This window comes from Rhizobacter sp. OV335 (assembly GCF_900142965.1).
Taxonomy (GTDB): Bacteria; Pseudomonadota; Gammaproteobacteria; order Burkholderiales; family Burkholderiaceae_C; genus Rhizobacter.
Map to the genome: position 1 here is coordinate 105086 of NZ_FRCQ01000008.1, position 16293 is coordinate 121378.

The window sequence follows — 16293 nt, forward strand, 5'->3', positions numbered from 1 at the left end:
TCGGCGCGCATAATCGCGACCCATGGACCGGCTAAAGCAGATCGAATCGTTCGTATCGGTCGCTGCCAAGGGCAGTTTGACGGCCGCCGCCCATGCCGAGGGCGTCGCGCCGGCGGTCATCGGCCGGCGCATCGATGCGCTCGAAGAACGGCTGGGCGTCAAGCTGCTGGTGCGCACCACCCGCCGCATCACGCTGACGCACGAAGGCAGCGCCTTCCTCGAGGACTGCCAACGGCTGCTGGCCGACCTGGCGAACGCCGAATCGAGTGTCAGCGCCGGCGGGGTCAAGGCGGCAGGCTACCTGCGGCTGACCGCACCGGCCGGCTTCGGCCGCCGCCACGTCGCGCCGCTGGTGCCGCGCTTCCTCGCGCTGCATCCCGAGGTCAGCGTCTCGCTGAACCTGAGCGACCGGCTGGTCGACATCGTCAACGAAGGCGTCGATTGCGCGGTGCGCGTCGGCGAGCTGCCCGACAGCAGCCTGGTCAGCGTCCGGCTGGCCGACAACCGCCGGCTGTGCGTCGCGACGCCGGACTACCTGAAGCGCGCCGGCACGCCGCGCACGCCACAGGAGCTGTCCCACCACGAATGCCTGACGCTGAGCAGCGATGCGAGCCAGACGCGCGGCTGGGCCTTCACGATCGACGACCAGGTGCAGCACCTGCGGCTGAACGGCCGGCTCGATTGCAGCGACGGCCAGGTGCTGCACGACTGGTGCCTGGCGGGGCTCGGCATTGCATGGCGCTCGACCTGGGAGGTCGAGGGCGAGGTCGCGAGCGGTGCGCTGGTCAGCATGCTCGACGACTTCGCCGCGCCGCCGAACGGCATCTACGCCGTGTTCCCGCAGCGCAAGCACCTGCCGCTGCGGGTGCGGCTGTGGATCGATTTCCTGAAGCAGACCTACGGCGACGCCACGTATTGGCAACGCACCGCGGGCCCCGCCTGACTTACTTGGCGGCTGACGCTGCGGCGGCCGGGGCCGACGCGTCCTTCGTGCACTTCTTCACGAAGCTGTTCTTCGCCGCGCCCTTCAGCTTCTTGTCGGCGGCTTGCATCTCGCAGGCCGAGCCGGCGCCACTGGCTTTGGCCTCGCGCTCGCACTTCTTCATGAAGCTGTTCTTGGCCGCGCCGGCCAGCTTCTTGTCGGTCGCCTTCGATTCGCAGGTCGCCGCATCGGCCGCAAACGCCACGTTCGACAGCGCGATCAGGCCCAGGGCCACCAGGGTGCTCAGTTTCTTCATGGGATTCCTCCGGGGTGCGGCGAACAGTGCGTCGCCGGCCGGATTGAAGCACCTCGATCGAATGTGATCAAGCGTGAGTCTGGGTCAACATGCGTCCGTTCATGTCACAACATGTCGACGACTGCGAGGGTAACTACGCAGGTCAGAGAATGCGGCGCGGGTGGGCCAGGGCCTCGTGCGCGGCGTGCAGGCGGCGCACCAGCACGCGGATGAAGGCCTCGTCGAACAGGTGGCGGCAGCCGGGGCTGACCTGGGCCAGCGTGTCCGGCGTGAAGGTGATCGTGGTCGCAGATTCGGTGACGATCACGTCGGTGCTGTGGCGGCGCAGTTCGGCGCTCGGTGCGAGGTAGACCATCTCGCCCACCGAGGTGCCGGCGCCGAGCTGCGCGACCTTCGTGCCTTCGCGGAACACCTCGACCTCGCCCTGCGCAATGATGTGGAAGTTGCGCGTTTCCTCGCCCCGCCGGTACAGCGCGTGACCGAAGGTGTAGCGCTGCCATTTCGCGCGGTGCACCACCTCCCACAGCTCGACATCGCCGAAGTTGGAGAAGAAGTCGAGCGTGCGCAGCAGGTTGAAGCGCTCCGAATCGAGCACGCCCTGCAACTGGCCGCGCGGCACCTGGTGGTTGACGATCAGCCCGGACAGCGCCTGCGCGAACTCGTCCCAGGTCGCGAAGCGGTCATCGGGGCGCTTGGCCAGCGCCCGCAGGATGACCGCATCGACGCCTTCGCCGACACCCGAGCGCAACTGGCTCGGCGGCATCGGCAACGCGTTGTAGACCTGGTTCATCATCGCCGACTGCGACGGCGCGTCGAACGGCGGGCGCCCGGCGATCAGGTGGTACAGCACGGCGCCGAGCGAATACATGTCGGCCCGGCTGTCGAGCGAGGCGCCGTCGAGCTGCTCGGGCGCCATGTAGGCCAGCGAGCCGACCCGGTAGACCTGGGTCGTCTCGGCCGTCATGTTCAGCACGCTGCCGAAGTCGGTGACCTTCACGTCGGTGATGCTGCCGTTGGTGATCACCGCGAGGATGTTGGCCGGCTTCACGTCGCGGTGCACCAGCCCCTGGCGGAACACGTAGCCCAGCGCCATCGCGCACTTGAAGCCGATTTCAACGATCAGCTCCAGCGGCAGCAGCTGGTCGGCCCGGCAGTACTGGCGCAGCGTGTGGCCCGACACGTACTCCATCACGAGGTAAGGCTCGTTCGGGTCGGCGACCGCATCGAAGATCTGCACCACGTTCGGGTGCTGCAGCCGGCCGACCAGGGCCGCCTCGGCCGCAAAGAAGCGCTCGAAGAAGCGGCCGTCGGTCGGGTCGTTGACCGCGCCGCAGCGCACCCGCTTGATCGCGACGTCGCGCTGGTGGAATTCGTCGCGCGCGAGGAACACCTCGCTGGTGGCCCCTTCGCCGAGCCGGCGCAGCACCGGGTACTTGCCGACCTGGGCCGGCAGCGGCAGGCCCGAGACGGCGTTGGGTTCGGTGGTGGCGAGCGGAAGACTCATGGGTGATGCATTGTCGGCACGGGGATGCCGAGGGGCCCGAAGGCCGAGAGTCGCATCTTGGCACCGTCACCGCACCCCAGTGTGCCAAATTGAACACCAAAGTGAGTGCAAATCCGAACCCGTGTGCTGTGTCCACCCCGCCGGGTTTCCCCGGAGCCACCCACGGGCCCCACTTAGAATCGCCGCCATGATCCAAGCCAAACAGGAACTGCTGCAGGCGCTGGCCGCGGCGGTTGCCGATGTCCACCCCGGCAGCAACGTGCCGATCGCCTTCGAATCGCCCAAGCAGGCGTCGCACGGCGACTTCGCGGTGACGCTCGCGATGCAGCTGGCCAAGCCGCTGAAGAAGAACCCGCGCGAACTGGCCCAGGCGCTGATCGACGCGCTGAACCGGCAACCCGCGGTGCAGCGCCACGTCGAGGCGCTCGAGATCGCCGGCCCCGGCTTCATCAACCTGCGGCTCAAGGCTGCTGCCAAGCAGTCGGTGATCGGCGAGATCCTGGCGGCCGGTGCGGCCTTCGGCAACCAGCCGCCGGCCGACCGGCGCGTGATGGTGGAGTTCGTCTCGGCCAACCCGACCGGCCCGCTGCACGTCGGGCACGGCCGCCAGGCCGCGCTGGGCGACGCGATCTGCAGCCTGCTCGACACGCAGGGCTGGCAGGTCACGCGCGAGTTCTATTACAACGACGCCGGCGTGCAGATCGCGACGCTGGCCGCCACCACGCAGGCCCGCATCAAGGGCCTGAAGCCCGGGGACGCGGCCTGGCCCGAATCGGCCTACAACGGCGAGTACATCGCCGACATCGCGGCCGACTTCCTCGCGAAGAAGACCGTCAAGTCGGACGACCGCGAGTTCACCGCATCGGGCGACCCCGACGACCTCGACAGCATCCGCCAGTTCGCGGTGGCCTACCTGCGGCACGAACAAGACCTGGACCTGCAGGCCTTCGGCGTGCGCTTCGACAACTACTTCCTCGAATCCAGCCTGTACAGCAGCGGGCGCGTGGAACAGACGGTGTCCAAGCTCAAGGCCGCCGGCAAGACCTTCGAGGAAGGCGGCGCGCTGTGGCTGCGCAGCACCGACTACGGTGACGACAAGGACCGCGTGATGCGCAAGTCCGACGGCACCTACACCTACTTCGTGCCCGACGTGGCGTACCACATCAACAAGTGGGAGCGCGGCTTCACGAAGGTGGTCAACATCCAGGGCACCGACCACCACGGCACCATCGCGCGCGTGCGCGCCGGGCTGCAGGGCGTCGGCGAGAACATCCCCGCCGGCTACCCCGACTACGTGCTGAACAAGATGGTCACGGTGATGCGCGGTGGCGAGGAGGTGAAGATCTCCAAGCGCGCCGGCGGCTACGTGACGCTGCGCGACCTGATCGACTGGACCAGCCGCGACGCGGTGCGCTTCTTCATGATCAGCCGCAAGGCCGACACCGAGTTCACCTTCGACGTCGACCTGGCGCTGAAGCAGAACGACGAGAACCCGGTGTTCTACGTGCAGTACGCCCATGCGCGCATCAGCAAGGTGCTGCGCGACTGGGTGGCCGAGCACGGCGGCGACCTCGACGCGCTGAAGGGTGCCGACCTGTCGCTGCTGACCGCACCGACCGAGGCGGCCCTGCTGCTGAAGCTGGCCGAGTACCCCGACATGCTGACCCACGCGGCGGCCGACCTGGCGCCGCACGACGTCACCTTCTACCTGCGCGACGTCGCCAGCGCCTTCCACAGCTACTACGCGGCCGAGCGCTTCCTGCTCGCCGACAACGCCACGCTGACGCGCGCCCGCCTCGCGCTGCTGGCCGCCACCGCCCAGGTGCTGCGCAATGCGCTGCAGGTGCTGGGCGTGGCCGCTCCCGACCGGATGTAATGGAGACAACATGAAGAGCCAACGTGGCGGTTTCGTCCTGGGCCTGATCATCGGCCTGCTGATCGGCCTGGCGCTCGCGCTGGGCGTCGCGCTGTACATCGCGAAGGTGCCGGTGCCCTTCATCAACAAGGTGCCGCAGCGCACCGCCGAGCAGGACGCGGCCGAGGCCGAGAAGAACAAGAACTGGGACCCGAACGGCTCGCTGTCGGGCAAGACCCCGGTGCGCACCGGCAGCCAGGCCGCCAGCGGCGTGGTCGCGGCACCGGTGCCGGCCTTCCCGCCGTCCGTCCCGACGGGGGCACCGCCGGTCGTGCCGACGCCGGCCGCGGGCACCTCGCGCCGCGACCCGGCGGCCATCCTCGAGGGCCGGGCTGCCAGCACGACGGCCCCGGCCGCCACCACCCCGCCGGCCCCGGTGATCACGTCCACCAAACCCGGCTCCGATGCGTTGAGCTACTTCGTCCAGGCTGGCGCTTTCGGCCGCGTCGAGGATGCCGAGCAGCAGCGCGCCAAATTGGCGATGATGGGTCTGCAGGCCAGGATCACCGAGCGTGAGCAGGCCGGGCGCACGATGTTCCGGGTGCGCCTCGGCCCCTACGACAAGAAGGAAGACGCCGACCTGGCGAAGGAAAAACTGGATGGCGTGGGTGTGGAATCGGCGTTGGTCCGGGTGCAAAAGTAAAGACAACCGCCCTGAACTTTCGCATCCGACACCGACTCCACCGCTCGTCGTTGACCCCTACCCCACTTTGGAACTGAACATGAACCGTCGCGATTTCTCGGCACAGCTGGTCGGAGCAAGCCTGGGCGGTGCCGGCCTGGGCACTCTCGCTCTTTCGGCCAGCACCGGCGCCCTGGCGCAAGGCGCCGCCCCGGTCGAAGGCACCAACTACATCAAGTTCGGCCAGCCGGTGTCGCCCGCCACGCCGGGCAAGATCGAGGTGGTGGAATTCTTCTGGTATGGCTGCCCGCACTGCAACGCCTTCGAGCCGGCGCTCGACGCCTGGCAGAAGAAGCTGCCGGCCGACGTGGTGTTCCGCCGCGTGCCGGTCGCCTTCCGTGACGAGCCCTTCGTCGCGCACCAGAAGATCTTCTATGCGCTCGAGTCGCTGGGCAAGGTCGAAGCCATGCACCGCAAGGTCTTCTACGCGATCCACAGCGAGCACGCCCGCCTGGACAAGCCCGACGAGATCGCCGCGTTCATGGCCAAGAACGGCATCGACAGCGCCAAGTTCCTGGAAGCCTACAACTCGTTCTCGACCCAGACCAAGACCAAGCAGGCTGCCAAGCTGGCCGAGGCCTACAAGCTCGACGGCGTGCCGGCCCTGGGCATCAACGGCCGCTACTTCACGTCGGGCTCGCTGGCCGGCACCAACGAGCGCATGCTGCAGGTCACCGACTTTCTCATTCAGAAGTCCCGCACCGGCGCTTGAGACCCCAAGTCGGTGCAACGCCGACTTCATCTCGTAACCCCGATGGCATGAAACTGTGGCTAGAATGGCCTGCAAGTTTCATGCCGCAATGACCTCACTTACCTACACCTCCTCTTTCTCCTGGCGTCGCCTGGCGCTTGTTGCCGTCGGCTGCCTGCTCGCGGCGGTGCTGCCGGCCCAGGCCGAACGGGCCGACCGGCTGAAGAAGATGGAGGTCGAATCCGACCAGCCGGGCAAGGTCGACCTGATCAACCAGCTGGTCGTCTTCAACGGCAACGTCGTCGTCAGCAAGGGGACCATGCTGATCAAGGCGGCCCGCATCGAGGTGCGCGAAACCGCGGACGGCTACCAGTCCGCCGTCGCGGTCGGCACGCCCACCCAGCCGGCCAGCTTCCGGCAGAAGCGCGAAGGCGTGAACGAATTCGTCGAGGGCGAGGCCGAGCGCCTCGAGTACGACAGCAAGCTCGACACCATCCGCTTCGTCAACAAGGCCTCGGTGCGCCGCCTGCGCGGCACCGCGGTGGCCGACGAGGTGACCGGCGCGCTGATCACCTACGACGGCACGGCCGAGCTGTTCACCGTCGCCGGCGGCAGCGCCGCGGTGACCCCGAGCAACCCGACCGGCCGCGTGCGCTACGTGTTCACGCCGAAGGAAGGCACGCCGGCCGCCGCCGAAGCGGCATCGCAACCTGCCTCGGGAGCACGCCGTTGAGCGCAGTCCCGGTCTCCTCCACGGCGTCCGCGATGCCGTCCGATGCCAGCCGGCTCGAAGCCATCGGCCTGCAGAAGACCTACGGCGCCCGCAAGGTGGTCAAGGACGTGCGCCTGTCGGTACGCAGCGGCGAGGTCGTCGGGCTGCTCGGCCCGAACGGCGCCGGCAAGACCACCAGCTTCTACATGATCGTCGGCCTGGTGCGCGCCGATGACGGCCAGATCCTGATCGACGGCCAGCGCGTCGAGCGCCTGCCGATCCACCAGCGCTCGCGCCTCGGCTTGAGCTACCTGCCGCAGGAAGCCTCGATCTTCCGCAAGCTGACCGTCGAGGAGAACATCCGCGCGGTGCTCGAGCTGCAGCGCGGCCCCGACGGCAAGGAGCTGCCGAAGGCCACCGTCGACAAGCTGCTCGGCAACCTGCTGAACGACCTGAGCATCGAGAAGCTGCGCGACAGCCCGGCGCCGTCGCTGTCGGGCGGCGAACGCCGGCGCGTCGAGATCGCCCGGGCGCTGGCCACGCAGCCGCGCTTCATCCTGCTGGACGAGCCGTTCGCCGGCGTCGACCCGATCGCGGTGATCGAGATCCAGCGCATCATCGGGTTCCTGAAAAGCCGTGGCATCGGTGTGCTGATCACCGACCACAACGTGCGCGAAACGCTGGGCATTTGCGATCGCGCGTACATCATCAGCGAGGGGCGCGTTCTCACCGAGGGCACGCCGGCCGAGATCGTCGACAACGCCGATGTGCGAAAGGTCTACCTCGGCGAACACTTCCGCATGTAGGGGCTGACGAATGAAGCCCTCCCTTCAGGTACGCCTGTCGCAGCATCTGGCCTTGACGCCGCAGTTGCAGCAGTCGATCCGGCTGCTGCAGCTCTCCACGCTCGAACTCCACCAGGAAGTCGAGCAGATGCTGGAGCAGAACCCCTTCCTCGAAGCCGAGCTGGAAGAAGCCAGCGCGGCCGAGCCGATGGTCGAACGACTGACCGTGTCGGAGCGCAATGCCGAGCGCGAGACCGAGAGCAGCAGTGCGAGCGAAAGCTCGGCCGACACCGCACCTGACGAGGCCGCCGGGATCGACAGTGCCGAGTACGGCGCGACCGAGCGCGAGGACTGGGAGAACGGCACCGAGCGCGACGATTTCGACGGCATCCGCGAGACGCCCAGCGCGCCCGGCAGCGGCAGCAGCAATGCCGACGATGACTTCGACGGCCAGGACCGCAACCCGCAGGCCCCGAGCCTGCAGGAGCACCTGCGCGAGCAGCTGCTCGGCATGCGCGTCAGCGCCGAGGACGCTGCCGCGATCACCGTGCTGATCGAATCGCTCGACGACGACGGCTACCTCGCCGATCCGCTGGAAGAGATCGCCGCCGAGCTGGCGAGCGACCCCGAGCAGCAGGAAGAGATCCTCGAGCGCCTGCAGTGCGCGATGAAGTGGCTGCAGAACATGGAGCCGCTGGGCGTCGGCGCCCGCAACCTCGGCGAATGCCTGACGCTGCAGTTGCGCGCGCAGGAGCGCTGCGAGGCGCAGATGATCGCGATCATCATCTGCAAGCAGCACCTGGACCTGCTGGCGCGGCGCGACATGAAGAAACTGATGGCGGCCACCGGTGCCGACGAAGAGCTGATCAAGCAGGCGCAGACGCTGATCGTCGCGCTCGAGCCGAAGCCGGGCCGCCCGTTCGCGCGCGCCGAAGCCAACATCATCGTGCCCGACGTGATCGTGCAGAAGTCCGGCCGCAACTGGAAGGTCGTGCTGAACCCCGACGTGATGCCCAAGCTGCGCATCAACGACCTCTACGCGCAGGCGATCCGCCAGGGCCGCGGGGCCGGCGGCGGCAGCGCGCTGAGCTCGCGGCTGCAGGAGGCGCGCTGGTTCATGAAGAACATCCAGCAGCGCTTCGACACCATCCAGCGCGTCTCGCAGGCCATCGTCGAGCGGCAGAAGAGCTTCTTCACGCACGGCGAGATCGCGATGAAGCCGCTGGTGCTGCGCGAGATCGCCGACGAACTGGGCCTGCACGAATCGACCATCTCGCGGGTGACGACGGCCAAGTACATGGCCACGATGTTCGGCACCTTCGAGCTGAAGTACTTCTTCGGTTCGTCGCTGAACACCGAGGCCGGCGGCAACGCGTCGAGCACCGCTGTGCGGGCGCTGATCAAGCAGCTGGTCCATGCCGAAGACCCGATCAAGCCGCTGTCGGACAGCCAGCTGAGCCACATGCTCGAAGAGCAGGGCATCCAGGTGGCGCGGCGCACGGTCGCGAAGTACCGCGAAGCCTTGAAGATCGCGCCGGCCAATCTTCGCAAATCCCTTTGAACTGAACTCCCGATGTGCGCCCTGCCCTTGTTCCTGCCCTGCGCCGCGGGCGTCGAAGCGTTTCTTGAAGAAGAGGTGCTGCGCATCCTGCCGACCGCGCAGGTGCATTCCGGTCGCGGCGGCGTCGCGCTCGACGGCGACCCGAGCGACGTGATGACGCTGAACCTCGAATGCCGCCTCGCGCAGCGCGTGCTGGCCGAGGTGGCCGAAGGGCCGTACCGCGACGAGCACGACCTGTACGAGCTGGCGCGCGGCGTCGACTGGCAACAATGGATCACGCCGGAGCAGACGCTGCGCGTCGACACCACCGCGCACCGCAGCCCGCTGCGCAGCCTGAACTTCGCCGCGCTGCGCATCAAGGACGCGGTGTGCGACCAGTTGCGCGAGGCCACCGGCACGCGCCCGAGCGTCGACACCCGCCACCCCGACCTGCCGCTGCTGCTGCACGTCGGCGAGGAGCGTGCGTCGCTGTACGTCGACACCTCGGGCGAGCCGCTGTTCAAGCGCGGCTGGCGCGAGGACAAGGGCGACGCGCCGCTGAAGGAGACGCTGGCCGCCGCGATGCTGGCCGCCGCCGGCTGGCGCGGCACGCCCGAGGCGGGCGGTGCGCTGCACGACCCGTGCTGCGGCTCCGGCACGATCGCGATCGAGGCCGCGCAGATCGCCTGCGGCATCGCGCCGGGCCTGAAGCGCCGCTTCGCGTTCGAGCACCTGCTGCCGTTTGCCGATGCCGAGATGCGCGCGCAGTGGCAGCGCCTGAAGAGCCATGCGCAGTCGCGCATCCATGCGAGCGCGGTGCCCATCCATGCGAGCGACGTGTCGTTCCGGATGGTCGATTTCGCGCGCCGCAATGCGCAGCGCGCAGGGGTCGAGCAGGCGATCCAGTTCAACGGCGGCGATGCGCTGGAGCGGCCGGCACCGGCGCTGCCGGCCGGGCTGCCCGGCACCTTGATGATCAACCCGCCGTACGGCGAGCGCATCGAGGTGGCCGGCAAGGCGCGCGCGGCGGCACCGGCGCGCGACGACCAGGATGGCGACAACAAGGCGCTGGTCGACGACTTCTTCCCGCGCCTGTCTGCTCACTGGAAGCGCGCGTACACGCAGCACGAAGGCGGCTGGACGGCCTATGTGCTGAGCCCGGACATGAAGCTGCCCGGCGCGATGCGCCTGAAGGAATCGAAGCGCACGCCGATGTGGAACGGGCCGATCGAGTGCCGGCTGTTCCGCTTCGACCTGGTGGCCGGCTCGGCGCGCTGAGCCCGGCGGCTCAGCGTCTGAGCAAGCTCCCGATCAAGCTGCCGATGTCGCCCATGCTGCCGGCGTCACCGCTCGCAGGCAGCTGCCCGTTCGGCGTCAGGTGATCGACCACCTGCGGCAGCACCTGCGACAACTGCGCGGCAGCCTCGCCATGCGACAGCCCGAGCTGCTCGGCGATCTGCCCGAGCTGGCCTGAGCCGAGCACGCTCTGCAACTGCTCGGCCGAGATCGGCAGGTTGTGCCCGGTCGACACCCACGAGCCGATCACCGAGCCGAGGCCGCCCTGCTCGAAGCGCGCGATCAGGTCATTGAGCCCGCCGCCCGAGCCGTTCGCGTTCAGCATCGACACCACCGCGGCGATCAACGCCGCCTGGTTGCCGCCGCCTTGACCCATCGGGTCGCTCTGGCCGGTCACCATGCCGACCACGGAATCCAGCAGTCCCATGAGGTGCTCCTTGGAGTGGGAGCGGCGATTGTGGGCGCCTCCCGTGTCGACCACAAGACCGCCCGGCGCCTCAGGCGCCCGATGACAGCCCGATGTCTGTGAGCCCAAGATGTGCCAGCACCGCGAGCGGCGCGGTGTCGGCCCGCAGCACGCGCGGGCCGAGGCTCGCCGGCACGAAGCCGCAGGCCGCGGCCGCCGCCTCTTCGGCCTCGCTGAGCCCGCCCTCCGGGCCGCTCAGGAAGGTCAGCGCGCCGCCGGGTTGCGCCTCGAGCGGCTCGGGCGTGCGCAGGCTCAGCACGAAGCGGCGGCCCGCGGCGGGCGGCAGGCCGCGCAGCCAGTCGGCAAGGCTGCGCACCGGCGCGATCACCGGCACGCGCGTGCGCCCGCACTGCTCGCTGGCCGCGGCCGCGACGCCCTGCCAATGCGCCTGCTTCTTGTCGGCCCGCTCGCCGCTCAGGCGCAGCACCGAGCGCTCGGTCATCAGCGGCTGGATGGCGGCGACGCCGAGCTCGGTCGCCTTCTCGACCAGCGCATCCATGCGCTCGTTGGCCGGCATGCCGAGCGCGAGCGTCACCTGGATCGCCAGCTCGCGGTCGATCTCGACATGAGCGTTCAGCCGCACGCCGACCTCGCTGCGGCCCATCCGGACGACCTCGGCCTGCCACTCGCCGCCCTCGCCGTTGAACAGCGTCAGCGGATCGCCGGGCTGCAGGCGCAGCACCTGCACGTGGCGCGCGGCGCCGGGAGGAAGGCTCAATTCAAGACCGGCCTGCATCGGCTCGGCCACATGGAAACGGGGAGGCATGGCCGAAGTGTGCCAGCCCTCGCGCCTCAGACGTCTCGCTCGTCGAGGCCACGCCAGTGCCGGCGCCACGCCCGCCAGCGCGTCTTCAGCCGGCGCGCGGCGCGCCACGCGGCCGAGCGGCGCAGCGCGTCCATCACGCGCTGCTTGGTCGCGCGCCACCAGCCGAGCGCGCGCGCGAACCACGCGAAGCGCATCAGCTGCGACTCGGTCAGGATGAACAGCCGCCCGACGATTGCGGTGCCGAGCAGCTTGGCGACGACGATCACCGTGATGCCGAGCAGCGCATGGCCGCGGTGGATGACCCATAGCGCGAGCAGCTTGATCGGGAACAGCGCGACCGCCGGCAGCAGGAACAGCAGCAGCGCGATGCGCGGCGGTGCCTCGCGCACCCGCGCTTCGAGTCGCGCGAGCGGCGGCCATTTGGCAAGCCGCGCGACGAAGGCCGTCAGCGGGCGCCAGCCCCACTCCTCGATGAACAGCACGGCGGCCGCCAGCACCAGCAGCACGCCGCGCAGCAGCCGCCACGGCAGCCGCAACAAGCTGCGCCACAACGGGCGCACCGGGGGAACCGGGGGTGGCGCCAGCTCAGCCGCCGTACAGCATGCGGCGCGCCTTGTGCGCCGCGGGCTCGCCCTTGCGCGAGCGGATCTGCTCGATCGTGCGGTCGGCCACGTCGCGCAGTTCCTCGATCGTGCTGGCCTTCTCGACCGCGAGCGTCAGCGTGAAGCCGCGCAAGCCGAGTTCGCTGGAGATCATCTGCGTCAGCGTGGAGGTGAACTTCGCGTAGTCGAGTTCGCCCGGGTCGACCGGGGTGCCGACACCGCCTGCCGCCGCGGCCGGCGCGGCAGCAGGAGCCGCTGCCGGCGGGGTGTTCAGCCGCGAACTGCCGCTGCCCGACACCTGGGCGATCAGGCCCATCGCCTCGAGCGCGCGGAAATCCTCGATCGTCACGCCGGTGACGTTGGCCAGCAGCATCTCCTCGGACTTCGCACCGTCGATCAGCAGCAGCAGGTTGCGCTGCGCTCTTTCCTTCACCCGCGTGCGGGCGGTCATCTCGATGCGTCCCGCGTCAGTTTTGGTCCAGATCACCAGAGCTCTCCCAGGGCGCGGCGCGGCCGGTCAGCCGCGGCCCGAATTTATCAGCATGGCGCCCTCGCCGGGGCGCTCATCCACTGCACCGTCAGGTCTTGTCCCTCAACTCGCGCCGCAGGATCTTGCCGACCGGGCTCTTCGGCAGCTCGGTGCGGAACTCCACCACCTTCGGCCGCTTGTAGCCGGTCATGTTGGCCTCGCAGTACGCGCGCACCTCGGCCTCGGTCAGCGCAGGATTCTTGCGCACGATCACGAGCTTCACCGCCTCGCCGGCCTTCGCGTCGGGCACGCCGATCGCGGCGCATTCGAGCACGCCGGGCATTTGCGTGACGACGTCCTCGACCTCGTTCGGGTAGACGTTGAAGCCGCTGACCAGGATCATGTCCTTCTTGCGGTCGACGATCTTGAAGTAGCCGTTGCCGTCGACGGTGCCGATGTCGCCGGTGCGGAAGAAGCCGTCGGCCGTCATCACCTTCGCGGTCTCGTCGGGGCGCTGCCAGTAGCCGGCCATCACCTGCGGGCCGCGGATCGCGATCTCGCCCGGCGTGCCCAGCGGCACCTCGCGGCCGTCGTCGTCGAGCAGCGCCAGCTCGGTCGACGGCAGCGGCAGCCCGATGGTGCCGGTGTAGGCGGTGCTGTCGGTCGGGTTGCAGGTGGCCGACGGCGAGGTCTCCGACAGGCCGTAGCCTTCGCAGATCGGACAGCCCGTCTTCTCGAGCCACAGCTTGGCCGTGGCCTGCTGCACCGCCATGCCGCCGCCCACCGAGATCTTCAGGTGACTCCAGTCGACGGTGTTGAACAGCGCGTGGTTGGCCATCGCGTTGAACAGCGTGTTGACCGCCGGCAGGCTGTGGAAGGGCTGCTTGGCCAGCTCCTTGAACACGCCCGGGATGTCGCGCGGGTTCGGGATCAGCAGGTTGCAGCCGCCGGTGCGCATCGACAGCATCATGTTCGAGGTGAAGCCGAAGATGTGGTACAGCGGCAGCGCGCACACCGACATGATCTGCGTGCCGGCCGGCACCTTGCGCATCGCCGGCTGGTACCAGGCCTCGGCCTGCAGCGTGTTGGCGACCAGGTTGCGGTGCAGCAGCACCGCGCCCTTGCTGACGCCGGTGGTGCCGCCGGTGTACTGCAGCACCGCGATGTCGTCGAGCTTGAGCGCCGGCGGCTTCAGGCTCGCGCGCTTGCCGGACGAGACCGCGTCATTGAACGGCACCGCCCCGGGCAGCTCGAAGGCCGGCACCAGCTTCTTCACGTTGCGCACGACGTAGTTGACGATCAGCCCCTTCGGGAAGCCGAGCATGTCGCCCATCGTCGCGAGGATGATCTTCTTGCTCGGCACCGCGGCCAGGCAGGCCTGCAGCGTCGCGGCGAAGTTCTCGATGATCAGGATCGCCTTCGAGCCGGAGTCCTTCAGCTGGTGCTCCAGCTCGCGCGGCGTGTACAGCGGGTTGACGTTGACCACCACCATGCCGGCGCGCAGGATGCCGGCGACCGCGATCGGGTACTGCGGCACGTTGGGCATCATGATCGCGACGCGGTCGCCCTTCTCGAGCCCGAGCGTCTGCAGGTAGGCCGCGAACGCGCGCGACGCGTCGTCGACCTGGCGGAACGTGAAGACCTTGCCCATGAACTTGTAGGCAGGCAGGTCGGCGTACTTCTTCAGGCTTTCGTCGATCAACGCGGTGAGCGACGTGTACTGCTCGACATCGATCTGCTCCGGCACCCCGCTGGGGTACTGCTTGAGCCAAGTCTTATCCATCTGGGGTCTCCGGAAACGAACGGGCGATTCTGTCCCATGGTCCCTCCCTGCCCCCTAAGGTGTTTCACCTGAAGGGCGGCAGGAGTTGGGGTGCAACACGATTGACGCTCCTGGAGGCTTCCCGTACGCTTTCGGCGAATTGGTCAGACCACCAGACCAATCATTGTGGCCCACGGGAAAACCTCCATGACCCCCTCGACGAACCCACGGCTGGCCGGCAAGGCCGCCCTCGTGACTGCCGCCGGCCAGGGCATCGGCCGCGCCACCGCGGAGGCCTTCGCGCGCGAGGGCGCGCGCGTGATTGCGACCGACATCAACGACGCGGCGCTGGCGGAGCTGTCGCGCATCCCCGGCATCACCGTGCACCACCTCGACGTGCGCGACGGCGCGGCGGTGCAGTCGCTGGTGGCGGGGCTCGGGCCGCTGCAGGTGCTCTTCAACGGGGCCGGCTTCGTGCATGCCGGCACCATCCTCGAGTGCGACGACGCGGCCTGGGATTTCTCGTTCGACCTCAACGTGCGCTCGATGTACCGCACGATCCGCGCGGCGCTGCCGGCGATGCTGGCAGCGGGCGGCGGCTCGATCATCAACATGGCCTCGGTGGCCGGCAGCATCAAGGGCGCGCCGAACCGCTTCGTCTACGGCACGACCAAGGCGGCGGTGATCGGGCTGACGAAGTCGGTCGCCGCGGACTTCGTCGCGAAGGGCATCCGCTGCAACGCGATCTGCCCCGGCACCATCGAATCGCCGTCGCTGCGCCAGCGCATCGAGGCGCAAGCGGCAGCGGGTGGCCAGACGATCGCGCAGGTCGAGGCCGCCTTCGTCGCGCGGCAGCCGATCGGCCGCATCGGCAGCACCGCCGAGATCGCCGCGCTCGCGGTGTATCTTGCGTCCGACGAGTCCGGATTCACCACCGGCACCGCCCAGGTCATCGACGGCGGCTGGTCCAACTGAAGCAGCACTGAAAGAGAAGTCCATGAAACTGATGCGCCATGGCCCGAAGGGCTCCGAGCAACCCGCACTGGTCGATGCCGACGGCAAGGTGCGCGACCTGTCGGGCGTGCTCGCCGACATCAACGCGTCGACCTTGTCGCCGCACGGGCTGAAGCGGCTGCACGAGCTGAACCCGTCGACGCTGCCACTGGTCGAGACGCCGGGCCGCATCGCGCCGCCGTGGGCCGGCCTCGGCAAGTTCATCTGCATCGGCCTGAACTACGCCGACCATGCGGCCGAATCGGGCCAGCCGGTGCCGGCCGAGCCGGTGATCTTCATGAAGGCGAGCAGCGCGCTGATCGGCTGCAACGATGCGGTGGTGCTGCCGAAGAATTCGCTGAAGAGCGACTGGGAGGTCGAGCTGGGGGTCGTGATCGGCAGCACGGCGCGCTACGTGTCGGAAGCCGACGCGCTGGACCATGTGGCCGGCTTCTGCGTCGTCAACGACCTGTCGGAGCGCGAGTACCAGTTGGAGCGCGGCGGCACCTGGGACAAGGGCAAGGGCTGCGACACCTTCGGCCCGGTCGGCCCGTGGCTGGTCACGAAGGACGAGGTGTCCGATCCGCAGAATTTGTCGATGTGGCTCGAGGTCAACGGCAAGCGCTTCCAGAACGGCAACACGAAGACGATGGTGTTCAACGTGGCGCACCTGGTCAGCTACGTGAGCCGCTTCATGACGCTGCACCCGGGCGACCTGATCAGCACCGGCACGCCGCCCGGCGTCGGCATGGGGCAGAAGCCGCAGCTGTACCTGAAGCCGGGCGATTCGATGAAACTGGGCATCCAGGGCCTGGGCGAGCAGCAGCAGAAGGTGCACGCCTGGAACCCGGAGCTGATCGACGGGTGAGTCC

17 protein-coding genes are annotated in these 16293 nt (G+C 68.7%); 10 read left to right on the plus strand and 7 right to left on the minus strand.

The features are described 5' to 3' along the window. Positions 1-22: 22 nt before the first annotated feature. The gene (locus tag BUE42_RS10830; RefSeq protein WP_073465111.1) at positions 23-943 is read left to right on the plus strand and encodes a LysR family transcriptional regulator; all 921 of its coding nucleotides are present in this window, start codon (positions 23-25) and stop codon (positions 941-943) included. Between the two features lies 1 nt (position 944). Here the strand turns inward: BUE42_RS10830 and BUE42_RS10835 are convergent, their stop codons facing one another. Both BUE42_RS10835 and BUE42_RS10840 read right to left on the minus strand, forming a co-directional pair. Continuing rightward, the gene (locus BUE42_RS10835; protein WP_073465112.1) at positions 945-1238 is read right to left on the minus strand and encodes a hypothetical protein; all 294 of its coding nucleotides are present in this window, start codon (positions 1236-1238) and stop codon (positions 945-947) included. A gap of 142 nt (positions 1239-1380) precedes the next feature. Next, entirely contained in the window at positions 1381-2742 is a 1362-nt protein-coding gene (locus BUE42_RS10840) for a serine/threonine-protein kinase (RefSeq protein ID WP_083614061.1), read from the minus strand. A 187-nt stretch (positions 2743-2929) separates the two neighbouring features. On the opposite strand from BUE42_RS10840, the gene argS reads away from it, so the two are divergent. The 7 genes from argS to BUE42_RS10875 all read left to right on the plus strand — a co-directional run bounded on the left by argS (position 2930) and on the right by BUE42_RS10875 (position 10345). Next, entirely contained in the window at positions 2930-4618 is a 1689-nt protein-coding gene (argS, locus tag BUE42_RS10845; protein ID WP_073465113.1) for an arginine--tRNA ligase, read from the plus strand. Between the two features lie 10 nt (positions 4619-4628). Then, positions 4629-5300, plus strand: a complete 672-nt coding sequence (locus tag BUE42_RS10850) for an SPOR domain-containing protein (protein ID WP_073465114.1) — start codon at positions 4629-4631, stop codon at positions 5298-5300. A gap of 79 nt (positions 5301-5379) precedes the next feature. Then, the gene (locus tag BUE42_RS10855; RefSeq protein ID WP_073465221.1) at positions 5380-6051 is read left to right on the plus strand and encodes a thiol:disulfide interchange protein DsbA/DsbL; all 672 of its coding nucleotides are present in this window, start codon (positions 5380-5382) and stop codon (positions 6049-6051) included. A gap of 88 nt (positions 6052-6139) precedes the next feature. Then, positions 6140-6763 (plus strand): lipopolysaccharide transport periplasmic protein LptA, encoded by a 624-nt coding sequence (gene lptA / locus BUE42_RS10860; RefSeq protein WP_073465115.1) that lies wholly within the window; start codon positions 6140-6142, stop codon positions 6761-6763. 32 nt (positions 6764-6795) lie between these two features. Further along, the gene (lptB, locus tag BUE42_RS10865; RefSeq protein WP_073465116.1) at positions 6796-7548 is read left to right on the plus strand and encodes an LPS export ABC transporter ATP-binding protein; all 753 of its coding nucleotides are present in this window, start codon (positions 6796-6798) and stop codon (positions 7546-7548) included. 10 nt (positions 7549-7558) lie between these two features. Further along, positions 7559-9088 carry an RNA polymerase factor sigma-54 gene (locus BUE42_RS10870; RefSeq protein ID WP_073465117.1) on the plus strand — a complete coding sequence of 510 codons (1530 nt, stop codon included), beginning with the start codon at positions 7559-7561 and terminating at the stop codon, positions 9086-9088. Positions 9089-9100: 12 nt separating this feature from the next. Then, the gene (locus BUE42_RS10875) at positions 9101-10345 is read left to right on the plus strand and encodes a THUMP domain-containing class I SAM-dependent RNA methyltransferase (protein WP_073465118.1); all 1245 of its coding nucleotides are present in this window, start codon (positions 9101-9103) and stop codon (positions 10343-10345) included. 10 nt (positions 10346-10355) lie between these two features. On the opposite strand, the gene BUE42_RS10880 is transcribed toward BUE42_RS10875, so the two are convergent. The 5 genes from BUE42_RS10880 to BUE42_RS10900 form a co-directional block, all read right to left on the minus strand. Beyond that, positions 10356-10844: a YidB family protein gene (locus BUE42_RS10880; protein ID WP_369822965.1), complete on the minus strand. Its 489-nt coding sequence runs from the start codon at positions 10842-10844 to the stop codon at positions 10356-10358. Between the two features lie 16 nt (positions 10845-10860). Next, entirely contained in the window at positions 10861-11595 is a 735-nt protein-coding gene (locus tag BUE42_RS10885; RefSeq protein ID WP_073465120.1) for a 16S rRNA (uracil(1498)-N(3))-methyltransferase, read from the minus strand. Between the two features lie 26 nt (positions 11596-11621). Further along, positions 11622-12155, minus strand: coding sequence for a hypothetical protein (locus BUE42_RS10890; protein ID WP_235002255.1), 534 nt, complete (start codon positions 12153-12155; stop codon positions 11622-11624). A 25-nt stretch (positions 12156-12180) separates the two neighbouring features. Then, positions 12181-12684: a hypothetical protein gene (locus BUE42_RS10895; RefSeq protein ID WP_143171428.1), complete on the minus strand. Its 504-nt coding sequence runs from the start codon at positions 12682-12684 to the stop codon at positions 12181-12183. Positions 12685-12775: 91 nt separating this feature from the next. Further along, on the minus strand, positions 12776-14449 hold the full coding sequence (locus tag BUE42_RS10900; protein WP_073465122.1) for a long-chain-fatty-acid--CoA ligase: 1674 nt from the start codon (positions 14447-14449) through the stop codon (positions 12776-12778). 186 nt (positions 14450-14635) lie between these two features. On the opposite strand from BUE42_RS10900, the gene BUE42_RS10905 reads away from it, so the two are divergent. Both BUE42_RS10905 and BUE42_RS10910 read left to right on the plus strand, forming a co-directional pair. Beyond that, the gene (locus BUE42_RS10905) at positions 14636-15403 is read left to right on the plus strand and encodes an SDR family oxidoreductase (RefSeq protein ID WP_073465123.1); all 768 of its coding nucleotides are present in this window, start codon (positions 14636-14638) and stop codon (positions 15401-15403) included. Positions 15404-15425: 22 nt separating this feature from the next. Then, entirely contained in the window at positions 15426-16289 is an 864-nt protein-coding gene (locus BUE42_RS10910) for a fumarylacetoacetate hydrolase family protein (protein WP_073465124.1), read from the plus strand. The last annotated feature ends 4 nt before the right edge of the window (positions 16290-16293 follow it).

Coding starts and splice junctions, on each gene's coding strand:
- BUE42_RS10830 (WP_073465111.1), top strand. CDS start 23: ATGGACCGGCTAAAGCAGATCGAATCGTTCGTATCGGTCGCTGCCAAG.
- BUE42_RS10835 (WP_073465112.1), bottom strand. CDS start 1,238: ATGAAGAAACTGAGCACCCTGGTGGCCCTGGGCCTGATCGCGCTGTCG.
- BUE42_RS10840 (WP_083614061.1), bottom strand. CDS start 2,742: ATGAGTCTTCCGCTCGCCACCACCGAACCCAACGCCGTCTCGGGCCTG.
- argS (WP_073465113.1), top strand. CDS start 2,930: ATGATCCAAGCCAAACAGGAACTGCTGCAGGCGCTGGCCGCGGCGGTT.
- BUE42_RS10850 (WP_073465114.1), top strand. CDS start 4,629: ATGAAGAGCCAACGTGGCGGTTTCGTCCTGGGCCTGATCATCGGCCTG.
- BUE42_RS10855 (WP_073465221.1), top strand. CDS start 5,380: ATGAACCGTCGCGATTTCTCGGCACAGCTGGTCGGAGCAAGCCTGGGC.
- lptA (WP_073465115.1), top strand. CDS start 6,140: ATGACCTCACTTACCTACACCTCCTCTTTCTCCTGGCGTCGCCTGGCG.
- lptB (WP_073465116.1), top strand. CDS start 6,796: ATGCCGTCCGATGCCAGCCGGCTCGAAGCCATCGGCCTGCAGAAGACC.
- BUE42_RS10870 (WP_073465117.1), top strand. CDS start 7,559: ATGAAGCCCTCCCTTCAGGTACGCCTGTCGCAGCATCTGGCCTTGACG.
- BUE42_RS10875 (WP_073465118.1), top strand. CDS start 9,101: ATGTGCGCCCTGCCCTTGTTCCTGCCCTGCGCCGCGGGCGTCGAAGCG.
- BUE42_RS10885 (WP_073465120.1), bottom strand. CDS start 11,595: ATGCCTCCCCGTTTCCATGTGGCCGAGCCGATGCAGGCCGGTCTTGAA.
- BUE42_RS10900 (WP_073465122.1), bottom strand. CDS start 14,449: ATGGATAAGACTTGGCTCAAGCAGTACCCCAGCGGGGTGCCGGAGCAG.
- BUE42_RS10905 (WP_073465123.1), top strand. CDS start 14,636: ATGACCCCCTCGACGAACCCACGGCTGGCCGGCAAGGCCGCCCTCGTG.
- BUE42_RS10910 (WP_073465124.1), top strand. CDS start 15,426: ATGAAACTGATGCGCCATGGCCCGAAGGGCTCCGAGCAACCCGCACTG.